The organism is Amycolatopsis sp. NPDC114503 (genome assembly GCF_055633655.1).
Map to the genome: position 1 here is coordinate 420688 of NZ_JBVKDT010000005.1, position 25332 is coordinate 446019.

22 protein-coding genes and 1 riboswitch are annotated in these 25332 nt (G+C 68.6%); of the genes, 9 read left to right on the forward strand and 13 right to left on the reverse strand.

What is annotated here, in order from left to right; translation table 11 throughout:
- Positions 1-677 precede the first annotated feature (677 nt).
- Positions 678-980: a YciI family protein gene (locus ACZ7OI_RS23735; protein ID WP_470266360.1), complete on the reverse strand. Its 303-nt coding sequence runs from the start codon at positions 978-980 to the stop codon at positions 678-680.
- A 175-nt stretch (positions 981-1155) separates the two neighbouring features.
- On the opposite strand from ACZ7OI_RS23735, the gene trpS reads away from it, so the two are divergent.
- Positions 1156-2121 carry a tryptophan--tRNA ligase gene (gene trpS / locus ACZ7OI_RS23740; protein ID WP_470266361.1) on the forward strand — a complete coding sequence of 322 codons (966 nt, stop codon included), beginning with the start codon at positions 1156-1158 and terminating at the stop codon, positions 2119-2121.
- 21 nt (positions 2122-2142) lie between these two features.
- Here trpS and ACZ7OI_RS23745 read toward each other — a convergent pair whose 3' ends face one another.
- From ACZ7OI_RS23745 to ACZ7OI_RS23755, 3 genes are read right to left on the reverse strand one after another with little or no spacing between them, the layout of a single operon-like run.
- Positions 2143-2544 carry a (deoxy)nucleoside triphosphate pyrophosphohydrolase gene (locus tag ACZ7OI_RS23745; RefSeq protein ID WP_470266362.1) on the reverse strand — a complete coding sequence of 134 codons (402 nt, stop codon included), beginning with the start codon at positions 2542-2544 and terminating at the stop codon, positions 2143-2145.
- A gap of 23 nt (positions 2545-2567) precedes the next feature.
- A complete protein-coding gene (locus tag ACZ7OI_RS23750; protein WP_470266363.1) occupies positions 2568-3893 on the reverse strand; it encodes a sensor histidine kinase in 1326 nt (441 codons plus the stop codon).
- Positions 3890-4600 (reverse strand): response regulator transcription factor, encoded by a 711-nt coding sequence (locus ACZ7OI_RS23755; RefSeq protein ID WP_470266364.1) that lies wholly within the window; start codon positions 4598-4600, stop codon positions 3890-3892. The genes ACZ7OI_RS23750 and ACZ7OI_RS23755 overlap by 4 nt, the downstream gene beginning before the upstream one ends.
- Positions 4601-4745: 145 nt before the next feature.
- Here ACZ7OI_RS23755 and ACZ7OI_RS23760 point away from each other — a divergent pair, with 145 nt between their 5' ends.
- The 3 genes from ACZ7OI_RS23760 to ACZ7OI_RS23770 are packed head-to-tail and all read left to right on the forward strand — an operon-like array spanning position 4746 to position 7748.
- Positions 4746-5834, forward strand: a complete 1089-nt coding sequence (locus ACZ7OI_RS23760; RefSeq protein WP_470266365.1) for a LolA family protein — start codon at positions 4746-4748, stop codon at positions 5832-5834.
- Positions 5831-6835: an ABC transporter ATP-binding protein gene (locus tag ACZ7OI_RS23765; protein WP_470266366.1), complete on the forward strand. Its 1005-nt coding sequence runs from the start codon at positions 5831-5833 to the stop codon at positions 6833-6835. Before ACZ7OI_RS23760 ends, ACZ7OI_RS23765 begins: the two co-directional genes overlap by 4 nt.
- A 34-nt stretch (positions 6836-6869) precedes the next feature.
- The gene (locus ACZ7OI_RS23770; RefSeq protein WP_470266367.1) at positions 6870-7748 is read left to right on the forward strand and encodes an ABC transporter permease; all 879 of its coding nucleotides are present in this window, start codon (positions 6870-6872) and stop codon (positions 7746-7748) included.
- A gap of 9 nt (positions 7749-7757) precedes the next feature.
- Here the strand turns inward: ACZ7OI_RS23770 and ACZ7OI_RS23775 are convergent, their stop codons facing one another.
- The 3 genes from ACZ7OI_RS23775 to ACZ7OI_RS23785 are packed head-to-tail and all read right to left on the reverse strand — an operon-like array spanning position 7758 to position 11445.
- Positions 7758-8765 (reverse strand): ABC transporter ATP-binding protein, encoded by a 1008-nt coding sequence (locus tag ACZ7OI_RS23775; protein WP_470266368.1) that lies wholly within the window; start codon positions 8763-8765, stop codon positions 7758-7760.
- A complete protein-coding gene (locus tag ACZ7OI_RS23780) occupies positions 8765-10402 on the reverse strand; it encodes an ABC transporter permease (protein WP_470266369.1) in 1638 nt (545 codons plus the stop codon). Before ACZ7OI_RS23780 ends, ACZ7OI_RS23775 begins: the two co-directional genes overlap by 1 nt.
- Positions 10378-11445, reverse strand: a complete 1068-nt coding sequence (locus ACZ7OI_RS23785) for a thiamine ABC transporter substrate-binding protein (RefSeq protein WP_470266673.1) — start codon at positions 11443-11445, stop codon at positions 10378-10380. Before ACZ7OI_RS23785 ends, ACZ7OI_RS23780 begins: the two co-directional genes overlap by 25 nt.
- Before the next feature lie 31 nt (positions 11446-11476).
- Positions 11477-11588, reverse strand: a riboswitch (TPP riboswitch).
- Between the two features lie 24 nt (positions 11589-11612).
- On the opposite strand from ACZ7OI_RS23785, the gene ACZ7OI_RS23790 reads away from it, so the two are divergent.
- The gene (locus tag ACZ7OI_RS23790) at positions 11613-11903 is read left to right on the forward strand and encodes a 4a-hydroxytetrahydrobiopterin dehydratase (RefSeq protein WP_470266370.1); all 291 of its coding nucleotides are present in this window, start codon (positions 11613-11615) and stop codon (positions 11901-11903) included.
- 379 nt (positions 11904-12282) lie between these two features.
- Here the strand turns inward: ACZ7OI_RS23790 and ACZ7OI_RS23795 are convergent, their stop codons facing one another.
- Entirely contained in the window at positions 12283-12708 is a 426-nt protein-coding gene (locus ACZ7OI_RS23795; RefSeq protein WP_470266371.1) for a DUF3592 domain-containing protein, read from the reverse strand.
- 176 nt (positions 12709-12884) lie between these two features.
- Positions 12885-13862: a GlxA family transcriptional regulator gene (locus tag ACZ7OI_RS23800; RefSeq protein ID WP_470266372.1), complete on the reverse strand. Its 978-nt coding sequence runs from the start codon at positions 13860-13862 to the stop codon at positions 12885-12887.
- A 104-nt stretch (positions 13863-13966) separates the two neighbouring features.
- On the opposite strand from ACZ7OI_RS23800, the gene ACZ7OI_RS23805 reads away from it, so the two are divergent.
- Positions 13967-14557, forward strand: a complete 591-nt coding sequence (locus ACZ7OI_RS23805; RefSeq protein WP_470266373.1) for an isochorismatase family protein — start codon at positions 13967-13969, stop codon at positions 14555-14557.
- A gap of 34 nt (positions 14558-14591) precedes the next feature.
- Here ACZ7OI_RS23805 and ACZ7OI_RS23810 read toward each other — a convergent pair whose 3' ends face one another.
- Positions 14592-15164 carry a hypothetical protein gene (locus ACZ7OI_RS23810; RefSeq protein ID WP_470266374.1) on the reverse strand — a complete coding sequence of 191 codons (573 nt, stop codon included), beginning with the start codon at positions 15162-15164 and terminating at the stop codon, positions 14592-14594.
- A 165-nt stretch (positions 15165-15329) separates the two neighbouring features.
- Between ACZ7OI_RS23810 and ACZ7OI_RS23815 the strand changes: the two genes are divergently transcribed.
- Entirely contained in the window at positions 15330-17450 is a 2121-nt protein-coding gene (locus ACZ7OI_RS23815; RefSeq protein WP_470266375.1) for a hypothetical protein, read from the forward strand.
- Positions 17451-17549: 99 nt separating this feature from the next.
- Here ACZ7OI_RS23815 and ychF read toward each other — a convergent pair whose 3' ends face one another.
- The gene (ychF, locus tag ACZ7OI_RS23820; RefSeq protein WP_470266376.1) at positions 17550-18632 is read right to left on the reverse strand and encodes a redox-regulated ATPase YchF; all 1083 of its coding nucleotides are present in this window, start codon (positions 18630-18632) and stop codon (positions 17550-17552) included.
- Positions 18633-18746: 114 nt separating this feature from the next.
- Here ychF and ACZ7OI_RS23825 point away from each other — a divergent pair, with 114 nt between their 5' ends.
- Together ACZ7OI_RS23825 and ACZ7OI_RS23830 are read left to right on the forward strand one after the other, a co-directional pair.
- Positions 18747-20156, forward strand: coding sequence for a DNA-3-methyladenine glycosylase 2 family protein (locus ACZ7OI_RS23825; RefSeq protein WP_470266377.1), 1410 nt, complete (start codon positions 18747-18749; stop codon positions 20154-20156).
- A gap of 13 nt (positions 20157-20169) precedes the next feature.
- Positions 20170-20673, forward strand: coding sequence for a methylated-DNA--[protein]-cysteine S-methyltransferase (locus ACZ7OI_RS23830; protein WP_470266378.1), 504 nt, complete (start codon positions 20170-20172; stop codon positions 20671-20673).
- Between the two features lie 529 nt (positions 20674-21202).
- On the opposite strand, the gene ACZ7OI_RS23835 is transcribed toward ACZ7OI_RS23830, so the two are convergent.
- Together ACZ7OI_RS23835 and ACZ7OI_RS23840 are read right to left on the reverse strand one after the other, a co-directional pair.
- Complete coding sequence (locus ACZ7OI_RS23835) at positions 21203-24166, reverse strand: AAA family ATPase (RefSeq protein WP_470266379.1); 2964 nt, start codon at positions 24164-24166, stop codon at positions 21203-21205.
- Positions 24163-25317 carry an exonuclease SbcCD subunit D gene (locus ACZ7OI_RS23840; protein ID WP_470266380.1) on the reverse strand — a complete coding sequence of 385 codons (1155 nt, stop codon included), beginning with the start codon at positions 25315-25317 and terminating at the stop codon, positions 24163-24165. Before ACZ7OI_RS23840 ends, ACZ7OI_RS23835 begins: the two co-directional genes overlap by 4 nt.
- Positions 25318-25332: the final 15 nt, after the last annotated feature.

Sequence of the window (25332 nt, forward strand, 5' to 3'; positions counted from 1 at the left end):
TCGTGGGTGTTTTAACGGCCGGTTTGAGGAGTACGCGGTGGGGAAGAAGCACGCGGATGATCCTCGGGCTGTGGTGCGGAAGTGGATGAAGGCCGGGAAGGTCAAGAAGAAGTGCTGCCGGTCCAAGGATCGGTGCAAGAAGTGTCCGGTTTTGGCGTTGAAGAAGGCTAAGAAGCGGGTGGCTGCGTAGCTGGTGGGGCTGCTCGTCGCCTGGCGGCGACATTGCGCCTCGATCGTGCGTGGGGCACCCCGAAGCCCGATTGTGATGACGGTCTGAGGGTGGTTGTCAAGGCGGGAAAGATGCCTTGACAACCACCCTCAGACCGCATTTTGGCTTCGTATCGGGGTGCGGGGGTGGTGTGGGTGCCTCGCCCGTTGGGTGCGATGGCTGCGGTTTGGCGGGGGGTGCTCGCGGGTTTGTGTGCGCGGGCTGCGGTTGAGCATGTGGGGCGGGGCTAGCGCCCCAAAAACCCGGCTGGCGGCGGGCGGGCTGTCCGTGAAGGGCCCCTTGAGGGAATCTAAGTCCGTGAAAGGCCCCGTCACGGACTGCTGGCAGTCGTGAGGGTGGCCCTCACGGACTGCTGGCAGTCGTGAGGGTGGCCCTCACGGCCGGTTGCGGGCCGTGAGGGGAACCCTGGGGGAATCAGCGTCTGTGAGGGTGGCCCTCACGGAATTCGCTAATTGTTATCCAGCAGTTCGTTCACCAGGTTGAGTTCTGGGGACGTGCGGGTGGGCTGGAAGTGGATGATTTCGTAGGTCGCGAGCTTGCCGATGGCGAAGGGGTCGGTGGCGAGGATCGCGTCCAGCTGGGCGCGCTCCATCGGGCGCGTGATCACCACGCCGCCGGTGCGGGGTTTTTGGCCTCCGGAAGCCAGGAAGTGGCCGTCCTCGTACTGCTTCGTGAGCCACTCGTTGTGCGCCGGGAGGGCGCGGTCGATTTCCTCTAGCGGAACGATGTACGTGAGCACGACGACGAACATGGTTCGAACCGTAGTCCGGTGCTAGGCTCGCCGCATGCGTTTCCAGAGCACTCAGTGGTGGCCGCCGTTGGCGGCCCTCTAGCTCTGCGCTGAAAAACCAGCGAAGGCCGCCCCGGTGGGCGGCTTTTTTGTGCCTGCTCCCGGGTCGGAACATCCACGGGAGAGGAAAGAACCCATGGTCCAGCTGTCCGGCATCACGCCGTCCGGTCACGTTCAGCTCGGCAACCACCTCGGCGCGTTGCGGCGGTGGGCCGCCGAGGGCGGGGCGGACGATCTGTACTTCGTGTCTGATCTGCATGCGATGACTACCGCGCACAATCCGGCGAAGTTGCGATCGCTGGCGACTGAACAGCTCGCCGTGCTGGTGGCTGCGGGGATCGCGCCGGAGCGGGTGTTCGTGCAGTCTGATCTTGCTCGCGAGCTGGGGGCGCTGACCTGGGTGCTGGAGTGCACTTGCTCTTACGGCGAGGCGGCGCGGATGATCCAGTTCAAGGAGAAATCGAAGGGCCAGGCGGGAGTCAGGCTCAGTTTGCTGACCTATCCGGTGCTGATGGCGGCCGACATTCTGTTGCAGGGCGCGGACGAGGTGCCGGTCGGCGAGGATCAGCGGCAGCACGTCGAACTGGCTCGCACGCTTGCCCGGCGGTTCAACTCCACTTACGGCGAGGTGTTCGTAGTGCCGGAGGCGACGTTGCCGCCTGCGGGTGCGCGGGTGAAGGATCTGGCGGAGCCGACGCGGAAGATGTCCAAGTCCGCGCAGAATTCCGTGGGCGTGGTGTTCGTGCTGGACGAGCCGGATCAGATTCGGCGCAAGATCCGCAAGGCTCAGACGGACGGGGACTCGGTGCCCGCGTACGACCCGGAGAATCGGCCGGGGATCTCGAATTTGCTGGAGATTCTGGCTGCTTGCGTGGGTGGCGAGCCCGCGGAACTGGCTGAGAAGTATCCGTCGTACGGCGTGCTCAAGGACACAGTCGCGGACGCGGTGATCGAGGAGTTGCGTCCGGTGCGGGAAGGCACGCGCGCGTTGCTCGACGACGTCGCTGAGCTGGAGCGGGTTCGCAAGGCTGGCGCGGAGCGGGCGATCGATCGCAGTTCGCATCGCGTGTCCGCGGCGTTGCGGATGGTCGGGGCTGCTTGAAGAGCCTCGTGAGTGCTGGTTCTACTGGGAATCAGCACTCACGAGGGCGTGCAGTGCGGGCAGCAGGTCCCGGTCCGCGGGGAGCCAGTCCAGATCGTTCAGTTCGTCGTGTCCGACCCAGCGCAGCGCGGTGTGTTCGACCGCGCGCGGCTCGTCGCCGGGAGACAGCAGCGCGGCGGAGTACACGCGCAGCACTTTTCCGCCCGGCAGCGGGATTTCCGGACCGACCCGGTCGCCGACGGTGACCACCACGTCCAGTTCCTCGTGGCATTCCCGCGCCAGCGCGAAGGCCTCGGTCTCGCCCTCCTCGACGCGCCCGCCCGGCAGTTCCCACTGGCCTGCGTGATGCGGCGGCCAAGCCCGTTGCTGGGCAAGAAGCTTGCCGTCGCGCACCAGTGCCGCCCCGACGATGACCGCGTCCATGCGCCCAGTCTCCCCCACCGGATTCACCGGTCCGCTCCCGCCCGCCAGGTGACCTCGAACCGCGCGCCGCCGTCCGGCGACTCGCCGACCCGCACCTGACCGCCTCGGCGGCGCACCGTTTCGGCGACCATCGCCAGGCCCAGCCCGGTTCCGCCGGACGAGCGCGCCCGGTCGTCGGACACTCGATAGAACCGGTCGAACACCTTGCTCCGGTGCTCGGGCGCGATGCCGGGACCGTCGTCGTCCACCACGACCCGGACCTTCGACCGCGAAGCCAGCACGGACACCACGATCTGCCCGGAGGCGTACCGGCAGGCGTTGCGCAGCAGGTTGTCCAAGACCAGTTCGACCTCCTGGTGCGCCGCCGACGCCCAGGCCTGCGCGACCGCGCTGCTCACCCGCGTGTCCGGCGTCCCGGACGGCAGCCGCCGCACGGCCGCGCGGACCTCGGACACCACCTCGACCGGTTCCGCGGGCGGCACCTCGCCGGCGTCGGAGCGAGCCAGCGTGAGCAGGCCGTCGAGCAGGCCGGACAGCCGCTCGGACTCCTCGAGAATGTCCGAGAGCGTCTCCTGCGACAGTTCCGGATCCGGATTCGTCACCGCCACCTCGGCCTGCACCCGGATCGACGCGACCGGCGAACGCAGCTCGTGCGCCGCGTCTCCGGTGAACCTGCGCAGCCGCTGGCTGACCTCTTCCTGGCGTTCGAGCAGCGCGTTGAATTCCTCGGCCAGCGCGCGCATTTCGTCGTGCGACGTCGGCAGCGGCAGCCGGGAACCCGGCGGCAGCGCGCGCACCAGCCCGCGCATCCGCGCCACCGGCCGCAGCGCGAGCCGCACGACCAGCCAGGTCGCCACGCCTGCCACCAACGCGCCGACCAGCGCGACCACGACCAGCCACAGCCCGCCGTAATGCACCGCGGCGGCGAACCCGACCAGTCCGGCCCCGGCGACGACCAGCCGCTGGCTGCCGTTCGGCATGCTGACCACCTGGCCGCGCCAGCGCGATCCGTCGGACTGCACCGGCAAACCCGCCTTGAGCTGCGAGACCTCCGCCTCGGTCAGCTTCGGCCGCGACTGGCCGTCCACCGGGGCGCCGGAAATGTCCAGTACCCGCACCGAAACCGGGTCCGCCGAGGTCAGCGGCGTCCCGGCGGACACCGCGCCGGCCGCCGGGACGAGCGCGGCGCTCAGCTCCTCGTCGACCGAATCAGTGAGCAGCGGGTCGAGCTTGTTCGCCGCCAGCGCGGCGAGGCCGAGCAGGCAGCCGAGGGTGATCGCCGCGGCCAGCACGGTGATCCGGACCTGCAGCGAACGACCGCTCCACCACGACGACGGCGAGCCGGTCACATGACCTCGTCGAGCTGGTCGTCGGAGGCGAGATAGCCGTGCCCGCGCACCGTCCGCAGGATCGAGCCCGCGCCGACCGCGTCGAGTTTGCGCCGCACGTAACCCACATACACCTCAACGAGATTCCGCGTGACGGCCTGCTCCTCGCCCCACACCGCGCGCAGCAGCTCGTCCTTCGTCACGACCGTCCCCGCGCGACCGACGAGCACCTCCAGCAAACCGAACTCGCGCGGGCTCAACGGCACTTCCCGACCGTCCCAGCGCACCTGCCGCAACGCCCGGTCGACCTCCAGCGCACCGAGCTTCAGCGCGCCGCGCGAGGCGTCCGGTCCGGCCCGGCGCAGCACCGCACGCACCTGCGCGACCAGCACGACGAACGAAAACGGCTTCACGAGGTAACCGTCGGCGCCGAGGTCGAGGCCGTCGGCCTGGTCGATCTCGCCGTCCTTCGCGGACACGAGCAGCACCGGCGTGGTCACGTTCTCCGCGCGCAGCCGTTCCAGCACCCGATAGCCGGACAAGCCGGGCAGCATGATGTCCAGCAGCACGACGTCGAACGAACCGGTGCGCGCGAGCTGCAGTCCGGTCGGCCCGTCCGCGGCGGTGACCACGTCCATGTCCTCCGCGCGCAGGCCGCGCTGCAGCGCCTTGCGCACACCAGGCTCGTCGTCGACCACCAGCACCCGAGGTTTCACGATCCTCATCATGGCCGGTTTGCGCAGTTGACGCGCGTACTCTCAGTGCCATCTCAGCTGAGCGGGCCGAACATTCAGGGGTATCTCAGCCTCGGCAGGGGAACGTCTGCACCGGGAGCCGGGCCCACCAAAGCCCGGGAACACAGGGAGAGACGAGATGGATCCGAAGAAGAAGGCCATCACCGCGGCCGTCGTCGGCACCGCGCTCGGCGTGGGCGGGCTGGTCGTGGTGGCGATGCCTGCCTCGGCGGGGGACGCGCCGAAGCTGCCGCAGGTCAGCGCGGAGGACCTGGTCCAGTCTGTGCTGACCGCCAAGCCGGCGGCGTTCGACGGCACGGTGACCGTGAGCAACGACCTCGGCCTGCCGAGCATGGCGGGAAGCGCGATCCCGGGGGCGGGTGCGCTGGGCGTCGACTCGGCGCAGGTGTTCAGCGACGGGGCGGACAAGGCGAAGGTGTCGCTCACCAAGGGGCAGACGCAGGAGACGTTCATCCACAACGGCAACACCATGTGGGACTACGACTCCAAGACCAACACCGCGACGAAGACCACGATTCCGGCGGACGTCGCGACCAAGCGCAACTCAGTCGAGGGCAAGGTCACCGACCCGTCCGCCGCGGCCAAGGAACTGATCGCCAAGGTGCGCGAGAGCAGCAACGTCGCGGTCGACGGCACGGCGACGGTCGCGGACCGGCCCGCGTACGAGCTGGTCCTCACCCCGAAGCCGACCGAACGCACGCTGCTGCGCGAGATCCGCGTCGCGATCGACTCGCAGACCCGGCTGCCGCTGCGGCTTTCGGTGCTGAGCAACGGAACCACCGCCCCGGCGCTGGAGCTGGCGTTCAGCAAGATCGAGTTCGCCGACCAGTCCGCGGACCTGTTCGCCTTCACCCCGCCCAAGGGCGCGAAGGTGACCGAGAAGCAGGCCAAGATCGACGAGCGCGACAAGGCGCTCGCGAACGAAGCCATGCAGGCCACCAAGTTCGTCGGGGACGGCTGGGACACCGTCGTCACCGGCAAGGTGCCCGCGGACCTGCTGAAGCCGAAGCAGGCCCAGGGCGAGGACAAGCAGGGCGCCGACCCGCAGAAGCTGCTGAGCCGGTTCGCCAAGCGGGTCAACGGCCCGTGGGGCAGCGGCTACCTCTTCACCACGAAGGTGGGCGGCGCGGTACTGACCGACGACGGCCGGTTCGCCGCCGGCGCGGTCCCGGAGCAGGTGCTCTACGAAGCGCTGGGCGCCAAGTGACCAGCACCGCGGTCGAAACCGGGGCGGGCATCTCGGACGAGGTGCCCGCCCCGGCGGTCCCGCTGGCCGCGCGCACCCGAGGGTTGCGCAAGGTCTACCGCAGCACGGTCGCGGTGGACCACGTGGACTTGGACGTGCCCGACGGCGCCGTGCTCGGCATGCTCGGGCCCAACGGCTCGGGCAAGACGACCACGATCCGGATGCTGCTCGGGCTCGTCCGCCCGACCGAGGGCGAGGTCGAACTGCTCGGCCGGAAGATGCCGGAGGAGTCCGCGCACGCGTTGCCGGACGTCGGCGCGCTGGTCGAGGGCCCGGGTTTCCACCCGTTCCTCTCCGGCCGCGACAACCTGCTGCGGTTCGCCGCCGCCGAACCCCGGCTGGCGTCGTCCGCGATCCCCGGCGCGGTCGACGCCGCGCTCGACCGGGTCGGGCTGTCGGTCGCCGCGCGCCGCCGGTACAAGGGCTATTCGCTCGGCATGAAGCAGCGGCTCGGCTTGGCGAGCGCGTTGCTGGTGCCGCGCCGGATGGTCGTGCTCGACGAACCCACCAACGGTCTGGATCCGGCGGGTACCAGGGAGATTCGCCGGATCGTCGCCGACCTGCACGCGGACGGCGTGACCGTCGTGGTTTCGTCGCATCTGCTCGCCGAGGTCGAAGCGACCTGCACGCACGTGGCGGTGCTGCAGTCCGGCAACGTGGTCGCACAGGGAGAGTTGGCGGACCTGCTGGAATCGGGGAACGCCGCGCTGCTGGTGCGCACCCCGGACGCCGAGCAGGCAGTGGAAACGTTGCGGGAGCACCGGATCGGGGCCCGGCTGACCCCGGACGGCATCCGCGCCGACCTCACCGCGACGCCCGCGCCCCGGGTGCTGCAGGTGCTCGTGCAAGCGGGGGTCGCGGTGCACGAGGCGACCCGGGCACGGACCGGGCTGGAAGACCTGTTCGCGCGGCTGACCGAAGGGGAATCGGCGGCGCGCGACGAATCCGAGGGGGAAGCATGACTACCGCCGACGTACTTTTTCCCGCGGAGGCGAAATGACTACCGCTGCTGTCGCGGTTCCGGTGAGCCGGACCGGACACGACACAGTGCCGTTGACCCGGCTGATCGCCGCGGAGCTGCGCTGGATCTTCCGCAGGCCGCGCACGCTCGCCGTGCTGGGGCTGCTGGCCTTGGTGCCGATCGTCGTCGGGATCGGGCTCACGCTGGTGGGTCAGAACGCCGGGAACGAAGCGCCGGGCGACGGTGGCGGCGCGCTGCTGGCGTCGGCGGTGAACAACGCGTTCGTGCTGCCGATCGCCGCGATGGTCATGACCCTCACGCTGCTGCTGCCCCTCGCCTCCGCGATGGCGGGCGCGGACGCGATCGCCGGCGAAGCCGCGCACGGCACGCTGCGCGGCTGGCTCATCGCGCCGGTGAGCCGGGGACGGCTCCTGACGGTCAAGGCGTTCGGCGTGGCGACGGTGTCCGTGGTCGCGGTGCTCGCGATGTGCGTGACCGGCGTGGCCACCGGTTTGGTCATCAACGGCACGGATTCGCTGTTCACGCTGTCGGGCACCACGCTGTCGCTCGGCGAGGCGCTGCTGCGGATCCTGCTCGTCGGCGGCTGGATCGTGCTGCAGCTGTGGGCGATCGGCGCGGTCGCGCTGGCGGTGTCGAGCTGGACGGAACACCCGATGCTCGTGGTCGCCTCGGTGCTGGCCGGGAACATCGTGTTCACCATCCTCGGCTTCCTGACCTCGCTGAAGTGGCTGCACCCGTTCCTGCTCACGGAGGGCTGGACGCTGGCCCCGGCCGCCGTTCTGCAGGATCCGATGGTGCTGACGAGGCTCGGCGAGGGCGCGGTCCGCGCGGCCTGCTACATCGTGGTGGGGCTTTCGCTCGCCTACGGACGGCTCGCCACCCGAGACGGCTGACCTGGGGGTTCAGCCCACCACGGCGATCCCGTCCGGATCCGGCTGGAGCCGGACGGGGTCGCCGGCCCGGAAGTCCGCCCCGGCCGGAGCGATCGCGTCCACAGTGGACTCACCGCAGCGGACGACCAGCCGCAGATGCTCCCGCCGGTGCACCGCTGCGGTCACCTCGCCGGGTACGCCTTCGTTCGACACCTTCAAGCCGTGCGGGCGCAGCCCGAGCCGGACCGGACCGTCGTCCACTCCCGAGAGTTCGACGGCGCCCAGCTCGGTCCGCACCACGCCGTCGGCCGCTGTGCCGTTCAGGAACGTAGTAACACCAAGGAATCGCGCCACGTCTTCGTCCACCGGCTTGTTCCACACCGACCGGACCGCGCCCTCCTGCCGGATTTCCCCGGCGTCGAGCACCGCCACGCGATCGGCGAGCGTGAACGCTTCCTCCTGATCGTGCGTCACCAGCAGCGCGGTGATCTTGCTGCGCCGCAACAGATCCGCCAGGTCGATCGCCAGCTGTTCGCGGAGTCCAGCGTCCAATCCGGACAGTGGCTCGTCGAGCAGCAGCAAGCGCGGTTCCGGAGCCAGCGCGCGAGCCAACGCGACCCGCTGCGCTTGCCCGCCGGACAGTTCGGTCACCCGTCGCCGTTCGTAGCCTTCCAGGCCGACCAGCTTCAGCAACTCCTCGACGCGCGCCGCGTGCCGTTCGCGAGGCACGCCGTGCATCCGCAGGCCGAACGCGATGTTCGCGGCGACATCGCGGTGCGGGAACAGCTGTCCGTCTTGGAACACCAGACCGAATTCGCGCTTGTGCACCGGCACCGCGGCGAGGTCAGTACCGTCCCAGGACACCGAGCCGGACGAAACTGGCTCCAGCCCGGTGATCGCGCGCAGCAACGTCGACTTGCCCGAGCCGGACGGGCCCAGCAACGCGAGCACCTCGCCGTCGGCGATGTCCAGCTTCGCGTCGCGGACCGCGGCGAACGATCCATAGTGGACAGTCAGGTCCCGTACCGTGAGCGCCATCAGAACTCCCCGACTGTGCTGCGTCCGCGGACCGAGCCGAACCGGTCGATCAGCGCCACCGCCACCACAGTCACCACCATGAGCAGGGCGCACGCGGCGTACGCCATCTGGTTGTTCAGCTCCCCCGGCCTGCTGATCAGCGTCGCGACGGCCACCGGCAGCGTCGGCGCGTCCGGCCGGGCGAGGAAGCTGGTCGCGCCGAACTCGCCGAGCGCGACGACGTACCCGAAGCCCGCCGCGGCCACCACCGACCGCGCGACCAGCGGAAAGTCGATCTCCCGCCACACCCGCGCCGGGCTCGCGCCGAGCGTCGCGGCGGCCTGGCGCAGCCGGACGTCGACCGCGCGCAGCACCGGCAGGATCATCCGCACCACCAGCGGCATGATCACCAAAGCTTGAGCGAAGGGAACGAGCAGCGGCGACGTGCGAAGGTCGCCGGGCAACGCGTCGAGCGTCACGAGATAGCCGAAGCCGACGGTCACCGCAGACACGCCCAACGGCAGCATCAACGCGACATCCATGGTTTCGCCCATTCCGCGCGCGAGCCCTCCCGGCGAACGGCGGAGCGCCACCAGCACCACACTCGCGACCAGCCCGACGGCCATCGCCAGCAGCGTCGCATCGGTGGCCGCGGCGAGGGAATTCTGCGCCGCGATCCAGCCGGACACCTGCAGCGCGTCGTTCTGCCCCACGGTGTTCAGCGCGCGGTATCCGGCGAGGCTCCATCCGTCCGAAGTGGACACCGACTCGAGGAGCAGCGAGACGATCGGCGTCAGCAACAGCCCGAGCACCACGACCGCGGCACCGACCGTCCACCACTCCCCGCCGCGCGGCCGACGCGCCGTGACCTGCGCGGACCGCAGCTTCACCGCGTTCTCCCGCTTCCGGCGCGCCACGGCCCCCAGCACGAGCGTGGCGACGACGGCCGCGAACTGGATCAACGACAACGCAGCCGCACCGGAGAGGTCGAGCAAGTCGACCGTCCGGAGGTAAATCTCGGTCTCGAGTGTCCGGTAACTACCGCCGCCGAGGATCAGCACCACGCCGAAACTGGTGGCGCAGAACAGAAACACCACCGCGGCCGCAGACGCGACAGCCGGGCCGAGCGCAGGCAACGTCACCGACCGGAACGCCCGCCACGGCGAGGCACCGAGCGCCCGCGCCGCCTCGGTCGCTCGCGGATCGAGATGCGCCCACAGCCCGGCGACCGTACGCGCGACGACCGCGACGTTGAAGAATGCGTTGGCCAGCACGAGCGGCAGCACGCCACCGTCCGGCCAGATCGCCCGGAAAGCCAGCCCGACGACGACCGTCGGCAGCACGAACGGAACCAGCACGATCGTGCGAGCCAGCCCGACCCCCGGCAGCCGGACGCGCGCGAGCAGATACGCCACTGGCAGCCCGGCGAGCACCGCGACCACCGTCGACGCGGCCGCGCTGGCCAGCGTGAACCCGGCGAGCCGCCACGTCTGCGGATCGCCGAGCACGGTGTCGACCCCGCCCGCGGAAAACCCCCGGCCGACGATCGCGACGACCGGCCAGGCGAAGAACACCACCAGGAACGCGACCGGCAGAAGGCCGAGCAGCGTGAGCCCGATGGTGCGCGCGGGGATCACGCGCCCATGAGCGAGCGCCATTCCCCGATCCACTTCTCCCGGCCTGCCTGCACCTTGTCCGCGGGCATGGTGGCCGGCGTCTGCGGCTGCGGCGCCGCGGTGGCCCAGCCCGCGGGCAGTTCGACGCCCTGGCGCGCGGGGTAGACGTACATGTTGGCCGCGACCGTCGTCTGGAACTGCTGCGACAACAGGAAGTCGACGACCTTCTGGGCCTGCGGGATCTGCTTGCCGTTGGTGAGCACGCCCGCGTACTCGACCTGACGGAAGCAGGTGTCGAGCAGCGCCTTGGTGCGCGGCTTGCCGTCCTCGCCGAGCTCTGCGGCCGGGGACGAGGCGTAGGACACGACGATCGGCCGCGGACCCTTGCCCGAGGAGCCGGAGAAGCCCTTGGTGTAGGCCTCCTCCCAGCCGCTGACGGTCTTGAGGCCGTTGTCCTTCAGCTTCTGCCAGTAGCCCTGCCAGCCGTTCTCGCCGTACTTCGCGACGGTGCCGAGCAGGAAGGCAAGCCCCGGCGACGCGGTGGCCGGGCTTTCCGCGACGGTCAGGTCCTTGTACTTGGGGTCGGCGAGGTCGTCGTAGGTCTTCGGCTCCGGAAGGCCCTTGCTCGCGAAGTAAGCCGGGTCGATGTTCACGCAGACGTCGCCGAGGTCGACCGCCGCCAGCCGGTGCTGCGGGTCGACGGAGTAGCGCTGCGGGCCGCGGTCGGCCTCCGGGCTGGTGTAGGGCTGGAAGACGCCCTCGCTGAGCGCGCGCGAGGCGAAGGTGTTGTCGACGCCGTACGCGACGTCGCCGATCGGGCTGCCCTTGGTGAGCACGAGCTTGTTCGTGAGCGCGCCGGCGTCGCCGGACTTGAGGATCTTGAGCTTGATCCCGGACTGGCGCTGGAAGGCGTCGAGCACGTCCTGCGGGGCGGCGAACGAATCGTGCGTGACCAGCGTGACGGTCGGCGTCTGCTGGTCAGAGCTCGCGGACGACCCGCCGGAGTCGCCGCTGGAGAGCGAGCAGGCGCTGGCGAGCAGCGAGACTCCTGCGAGTCCTGCCACCGTGCGGACGGTCCGCGACATCATTCTTCCCCTCCTGCACTGCGCCGGATGAGGGAGAGCGATACGGCCTCCCTACGCCGGCATGATCCGGATCCAGGTGCGAACGGTCGCGGGTGGAAGGCCCGCCTCTCAGCCCGGCGTACCGGACTCCCGTGGCAATGCCGCAGCGTAGCCGACACCATGGAGTGATGACGCAGCTATTGAACGACTCGGCAGTGGACCAGGCCCTCGGCACCGTCCCGGAATGGCGTCGCGAGGACGACAGCATCGTGCGGACGGTCGAACTCCCGTCCTTCCCGGCGGCGATCGAGGTGGTGGACCGGGTGGCCGAACTGGCGGAGGAAGCCGACCACCACCCCGACATCGACATCCGCTGGCGCACCCTGACCTTCCGCCTCAGCACCCACTACCTGGGCGGGCTGACCGAACGCGATTTCGCAATGGCCAAGCAGATCGACGAGGTACTGGCGGCCCGCTGACCAGGTGTGATGTCGGCAACCCTGGCAACATGAGCGGCCCCTTCGCGCGTCTTCCGGACAGACGCGAAGGAAGGAGGCCTCATGGTTCAGGCACTCGTGGTGGGAATGGGTTCGTTCGGCCTGATGGTGGCCGCCGCGGGCGGGGTGCTGTGGCACACCGCGCGCAATCGACGTGACCTTGATCACAAGCGGTAACAGTGAGCTAGATCAAGGCGCTATCCCAGCGGTAATCATCGGCACTCGCCCCGCTAGGACCCGCCATGAACAGCACGTCCGCCCAGCTCACCGCCGCACAGCGCACCTGGGTCGCAGTGTTCTCGACCGCCGTCGTCCTCTTGTCGATGGTGGTGCTCGGCCTGCTCGGCTGAGCGCCGGCGTTTCACGGCAGCGGGAACATCCGGATGAAGAAGAACATGGCGATCCCGATGAGCCCGAGCGCGATCGACGCGCAGCCGAGCACCCGCATCCCGGTCGGCCCCTCGGGGACTGATTCGGCAGGGTTTTCCGGGTTGACCGCCACCTGAAGCGTCACCCCTTCCTGCGGCGTCCGGTAGCCGACAGTGTCGGACGTGCCGCCGTAGACCCGTCCGTCCGGCCCGCGGTACTCGTACCGCGGGTAGTAGAGCGACGGGCTGTCGCTGTCGGAACCGCCCCTTCGCCGGTCGTACCCGGTCACCACGGCCTGGGTCCGCGGCCACACCGCCAGCGCCGTCTTGCGCCGCCGGGCTTTCCTCGTCTGCACCACGACGCTGACCACAAGGGCGAGCATGAACGCGCCCCAGATGGCGTAGAGAACAATCCGCACTGGGGCATCTTCGCCGGGCGAGCGGCTCGAGAGGGACGTTTCGCCGAAATTGCCCCGCGTGGGTCAGGTCACCGTGTCCCAGTTCGGGACCGCCTGCGCGGCCGCTCCGCACACCAGCGAACCGGTCACGAGCGCCCCGTCCCGAACACGAACGGCACCGACACGCTCCCGTTCCGTTAACCGATCCGGAACCGCTCTCGGTATTCGTTGGGCGTAATACTTAGTGTCCGCCGAAAAGAGCGGTTCAACGTCGAAACGGTGCCGAACCCGCAAGCGCCGGCAATCCGAGACAACGTTTCATCAGTCGTCTCCAGCCGATGCCTCGCCGCCTCGACCCGCGCGTGCTCGACGTAAGCGGCGGGCGTCATCCCCAACTCCGCTTTGAAGACCCGCGTGATCTGCCGATCCGTCACGTGGGCATGCGCGGCGAGATCGGCGACCGTCAACGGATCCGCCAGGTGAGCCGCGATGTGCTGCCGCAACTCGTCCACGCGCCGAGTCGCGGACGCGGGTTCCAGCGAGACGCTGAACTGACTCTGCCCGCCCGGCCGCCGCAGGAACATCACGAGCTGACGGGCCACCCGCGAGGCCAACTCCGGTCCGAAATCATCAGCCACCAACGCCAGCGCGAGGTCAAGACAAGCGCTCAACCCCGCCCCGGTCCATACGCCGCCGTCGCGAATAAAGATCGGATCCGCGTCGACCATCACTTCCGGATGCTCCGCGGCAAGCTGCCTGGCCGTCGACCAATGCGTGGTAGCGCGTTTGCCGTCGAGCAGCCCCGCCGCCGCGAGGATGTGCGCGCCGACGCAGACGGAAGCCACCCGGCGCGTGTGCCCAGCGAGCCGCCGCACCTCCTCGACCACCGCCGGATCACACCGGGCGACGATCTCCCCGTTCTCCCCGGCCGTCACCGCTCCCGGCACGATCAGAGTGTCGATCGCCTTCCCCGCCAGCTCCGCGAAGGTCACGTCCGGCAGCACCCGCACGCCGGCCGAGGTGGTCACCGGCTCGAGCGTCCCGGCCGCGAGCACCACCCGGTAATCCGTCGGACGGTCCATTTCCCGCTGCAGCAAGGAAAACACCTCCGCGGGCCCGGTCACGTCGAGCAGGTCGATCCGATCGAACAGGACGACGACCAGCAGCCTCTTCATCGCATCCCCTCATGTCGGTTTCTGCGTCTTGCATGTCATTGCCGACATCCGCTGCCGAGTCTAGCGTCGATCGTGCGGAACAGAAACGAGAGGAAACCCCCACCATGGCAAGGAAAACGCTGCGGGAGCTGAACGGTCTCGACCAGACCCCGGCGACGCTGGCCGACGCGACGCTGATCATGGTCGACTACCAGAACACCTACACCCGCGGCGTGATGGAACTGGAAGGCTGGCAACCAGCCCTGACCGCAGCGCGGGCCCTGCTCGCCAAGGCCCGCACCGCCGGAGCGACGGTGATCCACGTAGTCAACGACGGCGGCGAAGGCACGCCGTACGACATCCGAGCCGAGATCGGCGGCATCCACCCAGACGTCGCGCCCATCGAGGGCGAGCCGATCGTCGTGAAGGGTGCGCCGAACTCCTTCGTGAACACGGACCTGGGCTCGCGGGTCGACGCGGCCGGGCATAAGAGCGTGGTGATCGCCGGATTCATGACCAACATGTGCGTCACGTTCACCGCTGAGGGCGCGTTCCTGCGCGGCAACCACCCGACCGTGGTCGCCGATGCCTGCGCTACCCGGCCGCTGCTGGCTCCGGCCGGGGAGGTTAGTGCTGAGCAGCTGCATAACAGCGCGCTGGCGACTATCGGGGACCTTTACGGGGTGGTTGTGCCTAGTGTCGCCGACCTGAACTGAATTTCGACCCTGAGCCTCGGCCTCCTGCCGAGGCTCAGAAGTCGATGAACCCCGCGACGACCTCGCGCACGACTCCGTCGGCTCCCGGGGTGCCGTAGAAATAGACCGACCCGTAGCCCCAAAGGTACTCGTCGATGACGTCCTCAAGCTCGCCGTCAACCGGCCAGCCTTCTTCGTTGACCTGAAAGAGAAACTGATGCCCGTCGGCGCGGACGGCGTCGGCGTAACCGGTTTCGTTTTGGATCAGCACCAGTTCGTCCGCGATCCGGACGAGCGCGATCGAGTCCTCCGCGTCCGGCATCTCGACGAGCGCCGCCGAGCGAAGTCCCGGCCATCCCATCGCAGTGCACTCGCCGCGCGGCGACGGTGCGTGGACGAGGGCGCGCATCGCCATGTCCGAGTATTCGAGGTCGCTGTCGCCGATGTCGAATCCGTTGCGCAGCAGCACTGACACCTCGCTGTCAGGTGCCCACGGAGCCGCGGGGAAAGTCAGCAGATAGCGATGTGTCTCGAGAAGCGGATGCGCCTCGAGCGCAACCGGCGGCGCACCGCCAAGGCGTCTCCCGTCTTCGCGATCCGGCAAGGACGGGGTGAAGAGCACGGGCATAGGCGGATCTTACGGTTCGCAGGTCCCAAGAGGCCAGCGTGCCGCTCGCGACCCAACGCCGATTCCCGGCCAGGACCCAAGACGCATTATTTGGCAATAGGACAATTTCAGCATGGATTCAATTGGGTCCATTTCCGAATGAAGCCTGCGGTAAGCTCACGCCCCGTGAAATCCGACGACTCCGCAAACGTTCCGCAACAGCTGGCCGAGCAACGGGCATTGTGGCGAAAACAAGCAGCCTCTTTGCCCCCGTTGCGCGGCGGCAAGAACATCTGGGTGCCGCTCGTTCTCGAACTCGTGGATCAGATCGGGGCGGGCAAGGCAGTCGACCTGACCGCCTGCCCAAAGCTTCCTGCGGCAATCTTCGCTACCGCACCGCGCCAAGGCGGTGCCGCACCGCTCACCGAACCCCTCACTTGGCTCGAGTACAGCAAATTCGTCAAGAGCACCGGGCTTGCCTGCCTGGAGGACGAGCAACTGAAGCTGTCTCCCCTTGGCCAGACCGTTCGCTCGAACCCCGCTCCCGAACAGCTCGCCTCAGTCCTGACGAATCGTTTCCGCTTGTTCGCCGAAGCTTTGTCAGCGATTGCCGAAAAGGATTCGACCGTCGAGGAAGTCGACGACCTCCTTCGGGAACGGTATGCCACGACCTGGAAAAGCCTCGGAGGCGTGCGCAGCCGGATGGACTGGCTTGAAGTTCTCGGCCTCATCGAGGGCAGCGGGAATCGCCGATGGAGGATCACCGCGGCCGGCGAGAAACTGCTCGGACGGACCGTGGTAGTCACCCCGCAGGCCATCTCCATGCGCCTCGCTCGCGCCAATACCGTCACCGAGGCGCCCAGCGAAATCAAGAACCTCCTCAACCAGCTCGCCACTTCCGAACGCCCGCAGAGTTCCCGCAGCACCTACAACATCTGGGTGCCGAGCCCCGCTTCGAAACCCAACAAGGTCGTCAACCTCAGGACTATCGTCAACGCGGCGATCGATCCGATCGGACGGGAGGAACTTCTGTGCTTTATCGCGGAGTCATTCGGCCTCCGCCGCACCAGTGTCGATTCCATGATGCCTTTCCTTCGCGCCTCGGGCCTGCTGCACGAGATCGGCCTCGGCATCTATCAGGCGACCGTCCCCGCTCGCGCCTGGGTCTCCACCGAGGACGACGTGAACTTCATCCGAATTCTGCACGCGAACATGCGGTTCGTGGGCGAAATGATCCACACCGTCAAGCCGGATGTCACTCGCCCGGAGATGTACCGCGAAGCAGCCAGGTACGGGCTCAACATTGAGAAATCCCGGTGGATCGCTTCATTTCTCGAAGACACCGACCTCATCGAGGAGCCGCGTCACGGCAGCCTTCGCGCCACCGAAGCAGGTCTCGCCCTTCTCGCCGAACTGCCGCTCGACGAAACACCTGCCCCCGTCGAGCAGCCAACAGTTTTGTCCGTTGAATCGCAGGAGAAGCGCCGGGAAGACTGTCGTTCGCTCAAAGAAGAGCTCATGACGTTCTCGCGATCTCCGCAAGCACTCGACTTGGCTTTGGGGAAGGCCTTCGAAAACGCGGTGCGCGATACGTTCAGAGCCCTGGGGTTCGTCGCGGACACGGTCAGCGGAGGGGGCGACACGGACGTCATCGTCCGCTGGCACGACGAGACAGACACCGAGGTCATCGCGATCGTCGAAGCCAAATCCCGTTCGAATGGCCACACCACGCATACCGACTTCAGCGATGTTGCCCTGGAAACGCACCGGAGCAAGCACAACGCGCGCTTCGCGGCTTTGATCGGGCCGGCATTCCGCGGGGACACGATCAAGAACATGGCCGTGAAGCGGGGATGGGCCCTGGTGGACGCGGAACGGCTGGGAGACATCGTCGAGGCAGCCACCGAGCTCGGCCTCGGCCCGCAAGAGACCGCGACCTTGTTCAAGGTTCCCCACGGTCTCGATGAGCTTGACCGTGTCATCGAACAGCGACGCCGAGAATTGTCCGTGCTCTCGTTCGTGGTCGCACAGCTCTCCGAGGAAGCCGCGGAGACCGGCGACGCGATCACCGCTCGGGACATCTCCCGGGACGGGAGAAAGACAGCCCTCATGCCAGCGGTCGAAGAAGTACAAGCCGCGTTCTCCTCGCTGTCGCGAATCGAGGTGGGAGCACTTCGCATGGTTCAGCAGCAGGAAGACCCGAAATTCTCGACCTATACGCTCGGCGATGTGAGGTCAGCCCCGATGCGGCTTCGAGCATTGGCGAACGCCATCGAGACCTCGCTGCCGTCTGCCCGGCACGGCTAACCCTCGTTCAGTCCGGTTTAGGCCCGCCACCTGGACCCCGAAAGCGCAACGCCGCCCCCGGTCCGATGACCAGGGGCGGCGTCGAGCAACAGCACGGTTCTAGACGTTGAAGCGGAACTCCACCACGTCGCCGTCCGCCATCACGTAGTCCTTGCCCTCCATGCGGACCTTGCCCGCCGAGCGCGCGGCCGCCATCGAGCCCGCCTCGACGAGGTCCGCGAACGACACGATCTCCGCCTTGATGAAGCCGCGTTCGAAGTCCGTGTGGATGACGCCGGCGGCCTGCGGGGCGGTCGCGCCCTGCGGGATCGTCCAGGCACGGGATTCCTTCGGGCCGGCCGTGAGATACGTCTGCAGGCCGAGCGTGTGGAAACCCGCGCGAGCCAGCGCGTTCAAGCCCGGCTCCAGCTGGCCGACGGACTCCAGCAGCTCGCGCACGGACTCCTCGTCGTCCAGCTCCAGCAGCTCGGCCTCGACCTTCGCGTCGAGGAACACCGCGTCCGCCGGGGCGACGAGCTTCGCCAGCTCCTCACGGCGCGCGTCGTCGGTGAGCACGGCCTCGTCGGCGTTGAAGACGTACAGGAACGGCTTCGTGGTGAGCAGGCTCAGCTCGCGCAGCGCCTCGCCGTCGATGTCCTTCTGCGCCTGGAACAGCGTGCGCCCGGCGTCGAGGATTTTCTTGGCCTTCTGGGCGTTTTCGAGCGCCGGCCGCGCTTCCTTCTTGGTGCGCGCCTCTTTCTCCAGCCGGGGCAGCGCCTTCTCGAGCGTCTGCAGGTCGGCGAGGATCAGCTCGGTGTTGATCGTCTCGATGTCGGACATCGGGTCGATCCGGCCGTCGACATGCACCACGTCCGGGTCGTCGAACACGCGGATGACCTGGCAGATCGCGTTGGCCTCGCGGATGTTGGCGAGGAACTTGTTGCCGAGCCCCGCGCCCTCGGACGCGCCCTTCACGATGCCCGCGATGTCCACAAAGGACACCACGGCGGGCACGGTCTTCTCCGACGAGAAGATCTCGGCCAGCTGGTCCAGCCGCGGGTCCGGCAGCGGCACGACGCCGACGTTGGGCTCGATCGTCGCGAACGGGTAGTTCGCGGCGAGCACGTCGTTGCGCGTCAGCGCGTTGAACAGGGTGGACTTGCCGACGTTGGGCAGGCCGACGATACCGAGGGTGAGACTCACGGCCGGTAAGTCTACGTGCTGGCGACAGACCCCCGCCGACCCGGTGAGCACGGCGGCAACGTCGTGTCGGTTTTCCGCCAGTCAGGGCTCTCACCTGCTGGCATCATCGACGGCATGGCTACCTCGACCATCCCGATCTGGCGCGACACCGAGCGCTGCTACCGCGCGGTGACCGCCCGCGACCAGCGGTTCGATGGCCAGTTCATCATGGCTGTGCGCACCACCGGCATCTACTGCCGCCCGTCCTGCCCGGCGCTCACGCCGAAGGCACAGAACGTCCGTTTCTACCCCACGTCGGCGGCCGCGCAGGCTGGCGGTTTCCGCGCGTGCCGCCGCTGTCTGCCGGACGCCGTCCCGGGTTCGCCGGACTGGAACGTGCGCGCCGACCTGGCCGCCCGCGCGATGCGGCTGATCTCGGACGGCCTGGTCGAGCGCGAGGGCGTGCCCGGCTTGGCCCGTCAGCTCGGCTACTCGGAACGCCAGCTCGGCCGCGTGTTGACGGCTGAGCTTGGCGCAGGCCCCATCCGCCTCGCCCGAGCACACCGCGCCCACTCGGCACGGTTGCTGATCGAGATGTCGCAACTGCCGCTGACCGACGTCGCGTTCGCGGCCGGGTTCTCCAGCATCCGGCAGTTCAACGAAACGATCCGCGAGGTGTTCGCGACGACTCCGTCGCAGCTGCGTGCAGCTTCGCTTCGCCGCGGGAACCGCAACGAACCAAGCGGCGCGACGCGGCTCAGCCTTCGCCTGCCGTTCCGCGCCCCGTTCGATGCGGTGGGCGTACTGAACTACCACGCCTCACGGGCGTTGCCGGGCATCGAAGCCGTCACCGAGGACGGCTACGGCCGCACCTTGCGCCTGCCGCACGGCCCAGCGTCGGTGTGGGTCAGCCCGCGCGCCGGGTACGTGCAGTGCGACCTGGCGCTCTCCGACCTGCGCGACCTGAGCAGCGCCGTCAGCCGAGTACGACGGCTGCTGGACCTGGACGCCGACCCGGAAGCCGTCACTCGCGTGCTGTCCGCCGACGACGCCCTGGCCCGGCTGGTCGCCGCCACCCCGGGCATCCGCGTGCCAGGCGCCGTCGACGGTCCAGAGGTCCTGCTCCGCGCCCTGCTGGGCGAAGACGTGGCCGACGTTGTCCGGCTCGGCGAACCAGTCCCGCCCGCCGACCCGCCGATGGACACCCTGACGACCCTCTTCCCGACCCCGTCCGCCATCGCCGAGGCCGACGTGAAACCGCTGGTCAAGCAGGTCGCCGCCGCGATTGTCGCCGGTGAATTGGACCCGCACGTCGGCCGCGACGCCGACGAACTGCGCACCGAAATGCTCACGGCCGGCGTCGATCCGGCCACCGCCGACTACGTCGTGATGCGCCTGCTGGGCGCTCCCGACGTCCTGCTGGCCGCCGACCCAGCCGTCCGCCGCAATGCGGCCGAGCTGGGCATCGACCTGGCGACGTCCGCGCGCGCCTGGCAGCCGTGGAGTTCGTACGCCAGCCGGTATCTCAGTTCCCGAACCGTTTGAGGAGACTCTTCCCGTGCACACCGCCTTCTGGTCCACTTTGGACACCAAGATCGGCCCGTTCACCGCAGTAGTGACAGGCGACGGAGCCGTCCTGGCCTCCGGCTGGACGCGTGACGTCGCCGAACTGACGCCGCTCATCTCGCCGTCCCTGGCCCCGACGACCCTCACCGAACGCCGCGACCTGGGCCCGGTGACGGCCGCGATCCGCCGCTACCACGGCGGCGACCTCGACGCCGTCGCCGACATCGAGGTACGGCAACGGTCTGGTCCGTTCCGCGAGCACGCGTGGGAGATGCTGCGCAAAGTCCCGGCAGGCAGCCCGGTGAGCTATGCGGAGTACGCCACCCTCTCGGGAAACCCCTCCGCAGTCCGCGCAGCAGCGAGCGCCTGCGCCCGCAACGCGGCGGCCCTGTTCGTGCCCTGCCACCGGGTGGTGAGGACTGGCGGAGCGATCGGCAACTTCCGCTGGGGAGTGCCCGCTAAGCGGTGGCTTCTGCACCACGAAGAGCCCGCCTGACGGTTCGGCCCGGGGCCGGGTGGGCCGAGCCTAAGTGGTGGGCGCGGCGGCGGCAGGCAGGTCTGAGAGGGCAAGCGCTGCTGAAACGACGAGGACGAAGCAGCGATCGTTGCTGACCCGACCAAGCCGAGGCAGTGAGCGTCGCTGATGCGACCGGGTCGAAGCAGCAATCGCTGCTGACGCAACCAGTCAGGAGTGGCGAACGTGGTTGAGGTGGCGAGCCGGAGTGGCAAGCCTTGCTGACGCGGCCAAGCCGAAGTGGCAAGCGCCACTGACGCGACCATGTCGAGACGGCGGATGTAACTGACGTGCCCGGGCCGAAGCGGCAATCGTTACTACGTCGCCAGGCCGAGATGGCGAGCGTGGCGGAGCTGGCTAGACCAGTCGCCTAACGGCCGCCCATCCCGCCAGCAACACTCAGCCCGGCTCGCCGCTTCAACAGCGGCCCGCTGCAGCACTCAGCCCGCCACCGCAACATTGCTCGCCACAGCGCCCAGCCGTCACCCGGCACTAGCCCGTCCTGATCTCATCAAGCCATCTGCAGCTCCACTCTCGATCCGGTGCGGGACTTCCGCACCCGCAGCCGCGTGGGGATGCGCTGGCGGAGTTCCTCGACGTGCGACACCAGGCCCACCACGCGGCCGCCGGCGCGGAGTTCGTCGAGGATGTTCATCACCACGTCCAGCGTTTCGGCGTCCAGGGTGCCGAAACCCTCGTCCACGAAGAGGGTGTCGAGCAGCGCACCGCCGGTTTCGCCTGCCACCACGTCGGCAAGGCCCAACGCCAGCGAGAGCGACGCGAGGAACGATTCGCCGCCCGACAGGGTCTTCGCTGGGCGTACTGCGCCGGAGTAGTCGTCCAGCACGTCGAGGCCCAGGCCGCCCCTCGTGCCGCGTGCGCCGGCCGCGTCCGAGTGCACGAAGGAGTAGCGGCCCTGGCTCATGGTCCTCAGCCGCGCGGTCGCCGCGAGCGCGACCTCTTCCAGCCGGGCAGCCAGGACATACGAACGCAACGACATCTTCCGCGCGTTCTGCCCTCGCCCGTTGACCACTTCGGACAACGCCCGAAGTTCGGCCTGTTCCTCCTCCAGCGGCCGCAGCTCCGACAGCGCCGTGCCGAGCCGTCCAGCCAGCTTCACCAGTTCGCGGTGTTGTGCCGAAACCGCTTGCTGCGCGGCAAAAGCAGTGTCCGCGCGCGCACGCGTCTCTTTCGCCCGTTCGGCCAGCGGCGCGACCTCGACCGCGTCGTCCGGCGAGATCCCGAACAGTTCGGGTTGCGCGAGCATCTCCCGCGCACCGGCGGCCATCGCTTCCGCCTCAGCGAGGCCCTGTTCGAGCTTGGTGACCTGCTCGTCGCTGCGGACGGCGGCGCGCATTTCCTCAAGGGTCGAGAACCCCTTGGCATGCAACGAGATCTCAACCAGATCCCGCTGTTCAGCGAGCCGGGCCTCGGCTCCGGACACCGCGGTATGCGCCTCCGCTGCCAAGTCGAGTGCGCCAGCGAACGTGAGCAGATGCTGCCGTCGGGCGGGAACATCCGGGAATTCTCCCCGGCCCGCAATCAGCCGTTGTTCGCGTTCGGCCATCCGCTCGTCCAAGGCCCGGATCTCGCCGTTCGCCTCGGTGACCGTCTGCTCGGCGAGACGGCGCTGTTCCGCCAGTTGTTCGGCACCGCGCTCCAGTTCGGCGACCTTCCCGGTCAGCTGGTCTTTGCGCTGCGCCTTTCCGGAGAGTTCCGCGACGACCGCCCGGGCTTCGGCCAGCGCGGTCGCGATTTCCTCCGCGGTGCGTCCGTCCAATCGTTCCCGCAAGGAGACGACTCGCGCCTTGGCTTCCTCCAACGCGGATACCACTCGCTGACGCAATGCCGACGCCTTCTGTTCGGCGTCCTCGGCTGCGCGTTCTTCGGCCGCGTCGACCAGCGGTGCGTCATGGTTCGCCGGTGCCGGATGCTCGGCCGACCCGCACACCGGACACGCCGTTCCCTCGGCCAAGCCAACTGCCAACTCGGCTGCCATGCCGTCGAGACGCCGTTCGCGGAGATCGAGCCGCCGTTGCCGAGCAGTCTGGTGCTCGTCGACCACTTCACGCAGCTTCGCTTCGCCGCGCGCGACCCTGGCTTCGGCTGGCGGCAACTCCTCGGCCGCACGAGTGAGCGCCGTCAACTCGTCGACGCGGGACTTGGCACCGTCCAGCTTCGCCGCCGCTTCTCCGGCCACCGTCGCTTCGGTACGCGCAGCGGCGATGAGACCGGGCAGCTTGTCCAGCCGCTCCGCAAGCCCAGCAACCTGCTCGGCGGCTTTCTTCGCGACTTTCTGCCGCTCGGCACGGCGTTGTTCGTCGCTCTTCTGCTGGGTCGCTTCCGCCGCCAACTCGGCGAGAGCACCCGCTTCCTCGCGAACGGAGCCAGCGCGTTCGCGAAGGTCGGCGACAGCAAGCCCGGCCGCGTCGAAACCGAGGTCGGCGAGGTCTCGGATCCGGTCTGTCACCAGCACTTGCGCATCGCCGAGTTCTGCCGTGCGCCGGTCCATCAACTCGGCCTCGGGCACCACCGCGGCAGCACGCCGAGCCGCCGCGATCTCTTCCGTCCACTCGGCACGTTCAGTCGCCTGCTCGGCGATCTGCGTCAGCCGAGTGTGTGCGAGGCGAACCCGGCGGATCTTGTCCGCGTCCTCTTCCGCCTCGCGCAGCGCGACCTCGGCGGACTTCGCCGCCGAACGTGCTTGCGCTGCCTCAGTTTCCGCTGCCTCGGCCCGGGCAGCGATCTCGGCCAGGACAACCTCGACCCACTCCGGCTGTCCCTCCTCCGGCGGTTCCTGCTGCGCTTCCTGCGCGTAGCGGGCGAGCAGTTCGCGGACCTCCTGTTGCCGCTTTTCCAGCGCACGGCCGCGTTCCGCGCGAAGGTCCGCGAACCAGCGTTCGACGTCGGAGAACCGCTCGGTGCCGAAAAGCCGTTCCAGCAGCTTCTCGCGCTCCGTGGTGTCGCTGCGGAGAAACTTCGCGAATTCTCCTTGCGGCAGCAGCACCACCTGGAAGAACTGCGCCGCCGTCATGCCCAGCAGCCGCTCGACGGTGCGCGCCACCTCGTCGATGCGGATGCTTCCGTCCGGCGGCAGCCCGGCGGGCGGTTCGCCGACCCAGGTCAGCGAAACCCGGGCCTGCTGCATGGTGAATCCGTCGCCGCGTTTCTTCGGTCGCTGGTACTCCGGACCGCGCACGATCCGCAGCCGCTGACCCTGCACGGTCAGCTCCAGCACGACCTCAGTCTGCCGATGGGGTTCGGCGAGATCGCACCGCAACCGCTTGACGTCGCCGCGCGCGCCCGGCACCACACCGAACAACGCGAACGCGATCGCGTCGAGCAGCGTGGTCTTGCCCGCGCCGGTGTCGCCGTGGAGAAGGAACAGACCGTCGGCGCCGAGGGCGTCGAAGTCCACCACCTCCCGACCCGCGTAGGGGCCGAAGGCTTCCACCTCCAGCAGATGCAGTCTCACAGCTTCTCCACCGCCGCCCGGTTCGCTGCTTCGAGCGCCAGGTGCACCAGCCGCTCCTCGCGTTCGGTCGGCGGAGCGCCGCGGCAGTCGTCGAGGAAACTGCGCGCGATCTCGATGTCGCTGCGTCCTCGCACCGCCTCGGCGTACTTCAGTTCGGCACCGGCGGCACCGCCGTCAGGCCGCCAATCCATGTGCACCGCATAAGGAAAACGGTCTTGCAGCAACCGCATTGCATCGATCGGACGGACTCGATCGGTGACGGTGACCGAGAGGAAGTGCTCGCGCCATTGCTCGTGCTCTGGGTCTTCGAGCAAAGCGGCTAGTTCGCCCGAGAGGGTCGCGAGCGGACGTGGCACGGGCAGCTCGTGCCGGCGGACGTCGGCCAGGCCGGTCGCGTCGAGATCCACGAACCACACTGATTTCCGTTGCCGCGCTTCGGAAAACGAGTACGCCAGCGGACTTCCGGAGTACCGGAGGTGTTCCGCGAGCGTCTGCGGACCGTGCAAGTGGCCGAGCGCGACATAGTCCACGCCGTCGAACACCGAGCCGGGAACCTGCTCGACGCCGCCGACCGCGATGGTGCGCTCCGATTCGCTGGCCTCGCCGCCGGTGACGAAAGCGTGTGCCAGCACTATGGATCGCGTTCCTGGACGACCGGCCAAATCGTCGCGCACCCGCCGCATCGCCTCGCCGAGCACGCCGGTGTGGCCGCGCGCCTCCGGCACGCCCAATGCGTGCCGCGACGGCTCGGGTTCGAGATACGGGATGCCGTAGAACGCGACCGCGCCGTGTTCGTCGTGCAGCACAACGGGTTCCGCGATACCTTCGACCGTCGCGCGGACATGCAGCCCGCCCGCCGCCGCGAATTCGGCGAACGCGCCGAGCCGCGCGGCCGAATCGTGGTTGCCCGGCGTGATCACGAGTTCCGCGCCGGCCCGGCGGATCCGGGTCATCGCGGCCGTGGCGACGCGGACAGCTTCAGCGGACGGCACCGCTCGGTCGTAGATGTCACCGGCCACCACCACGACGTCGACCGACTCGCGGTCGACGAGTTCGGCGATGTGCGTGAGGGCGGCCTCCTGTTCGGTAAGCAGATCGGCGCCGTGGAACGTGCGGCCGATGTGCCAATCAGAGGTATGGAGGACTCTCACGGCGACCACGTTAGG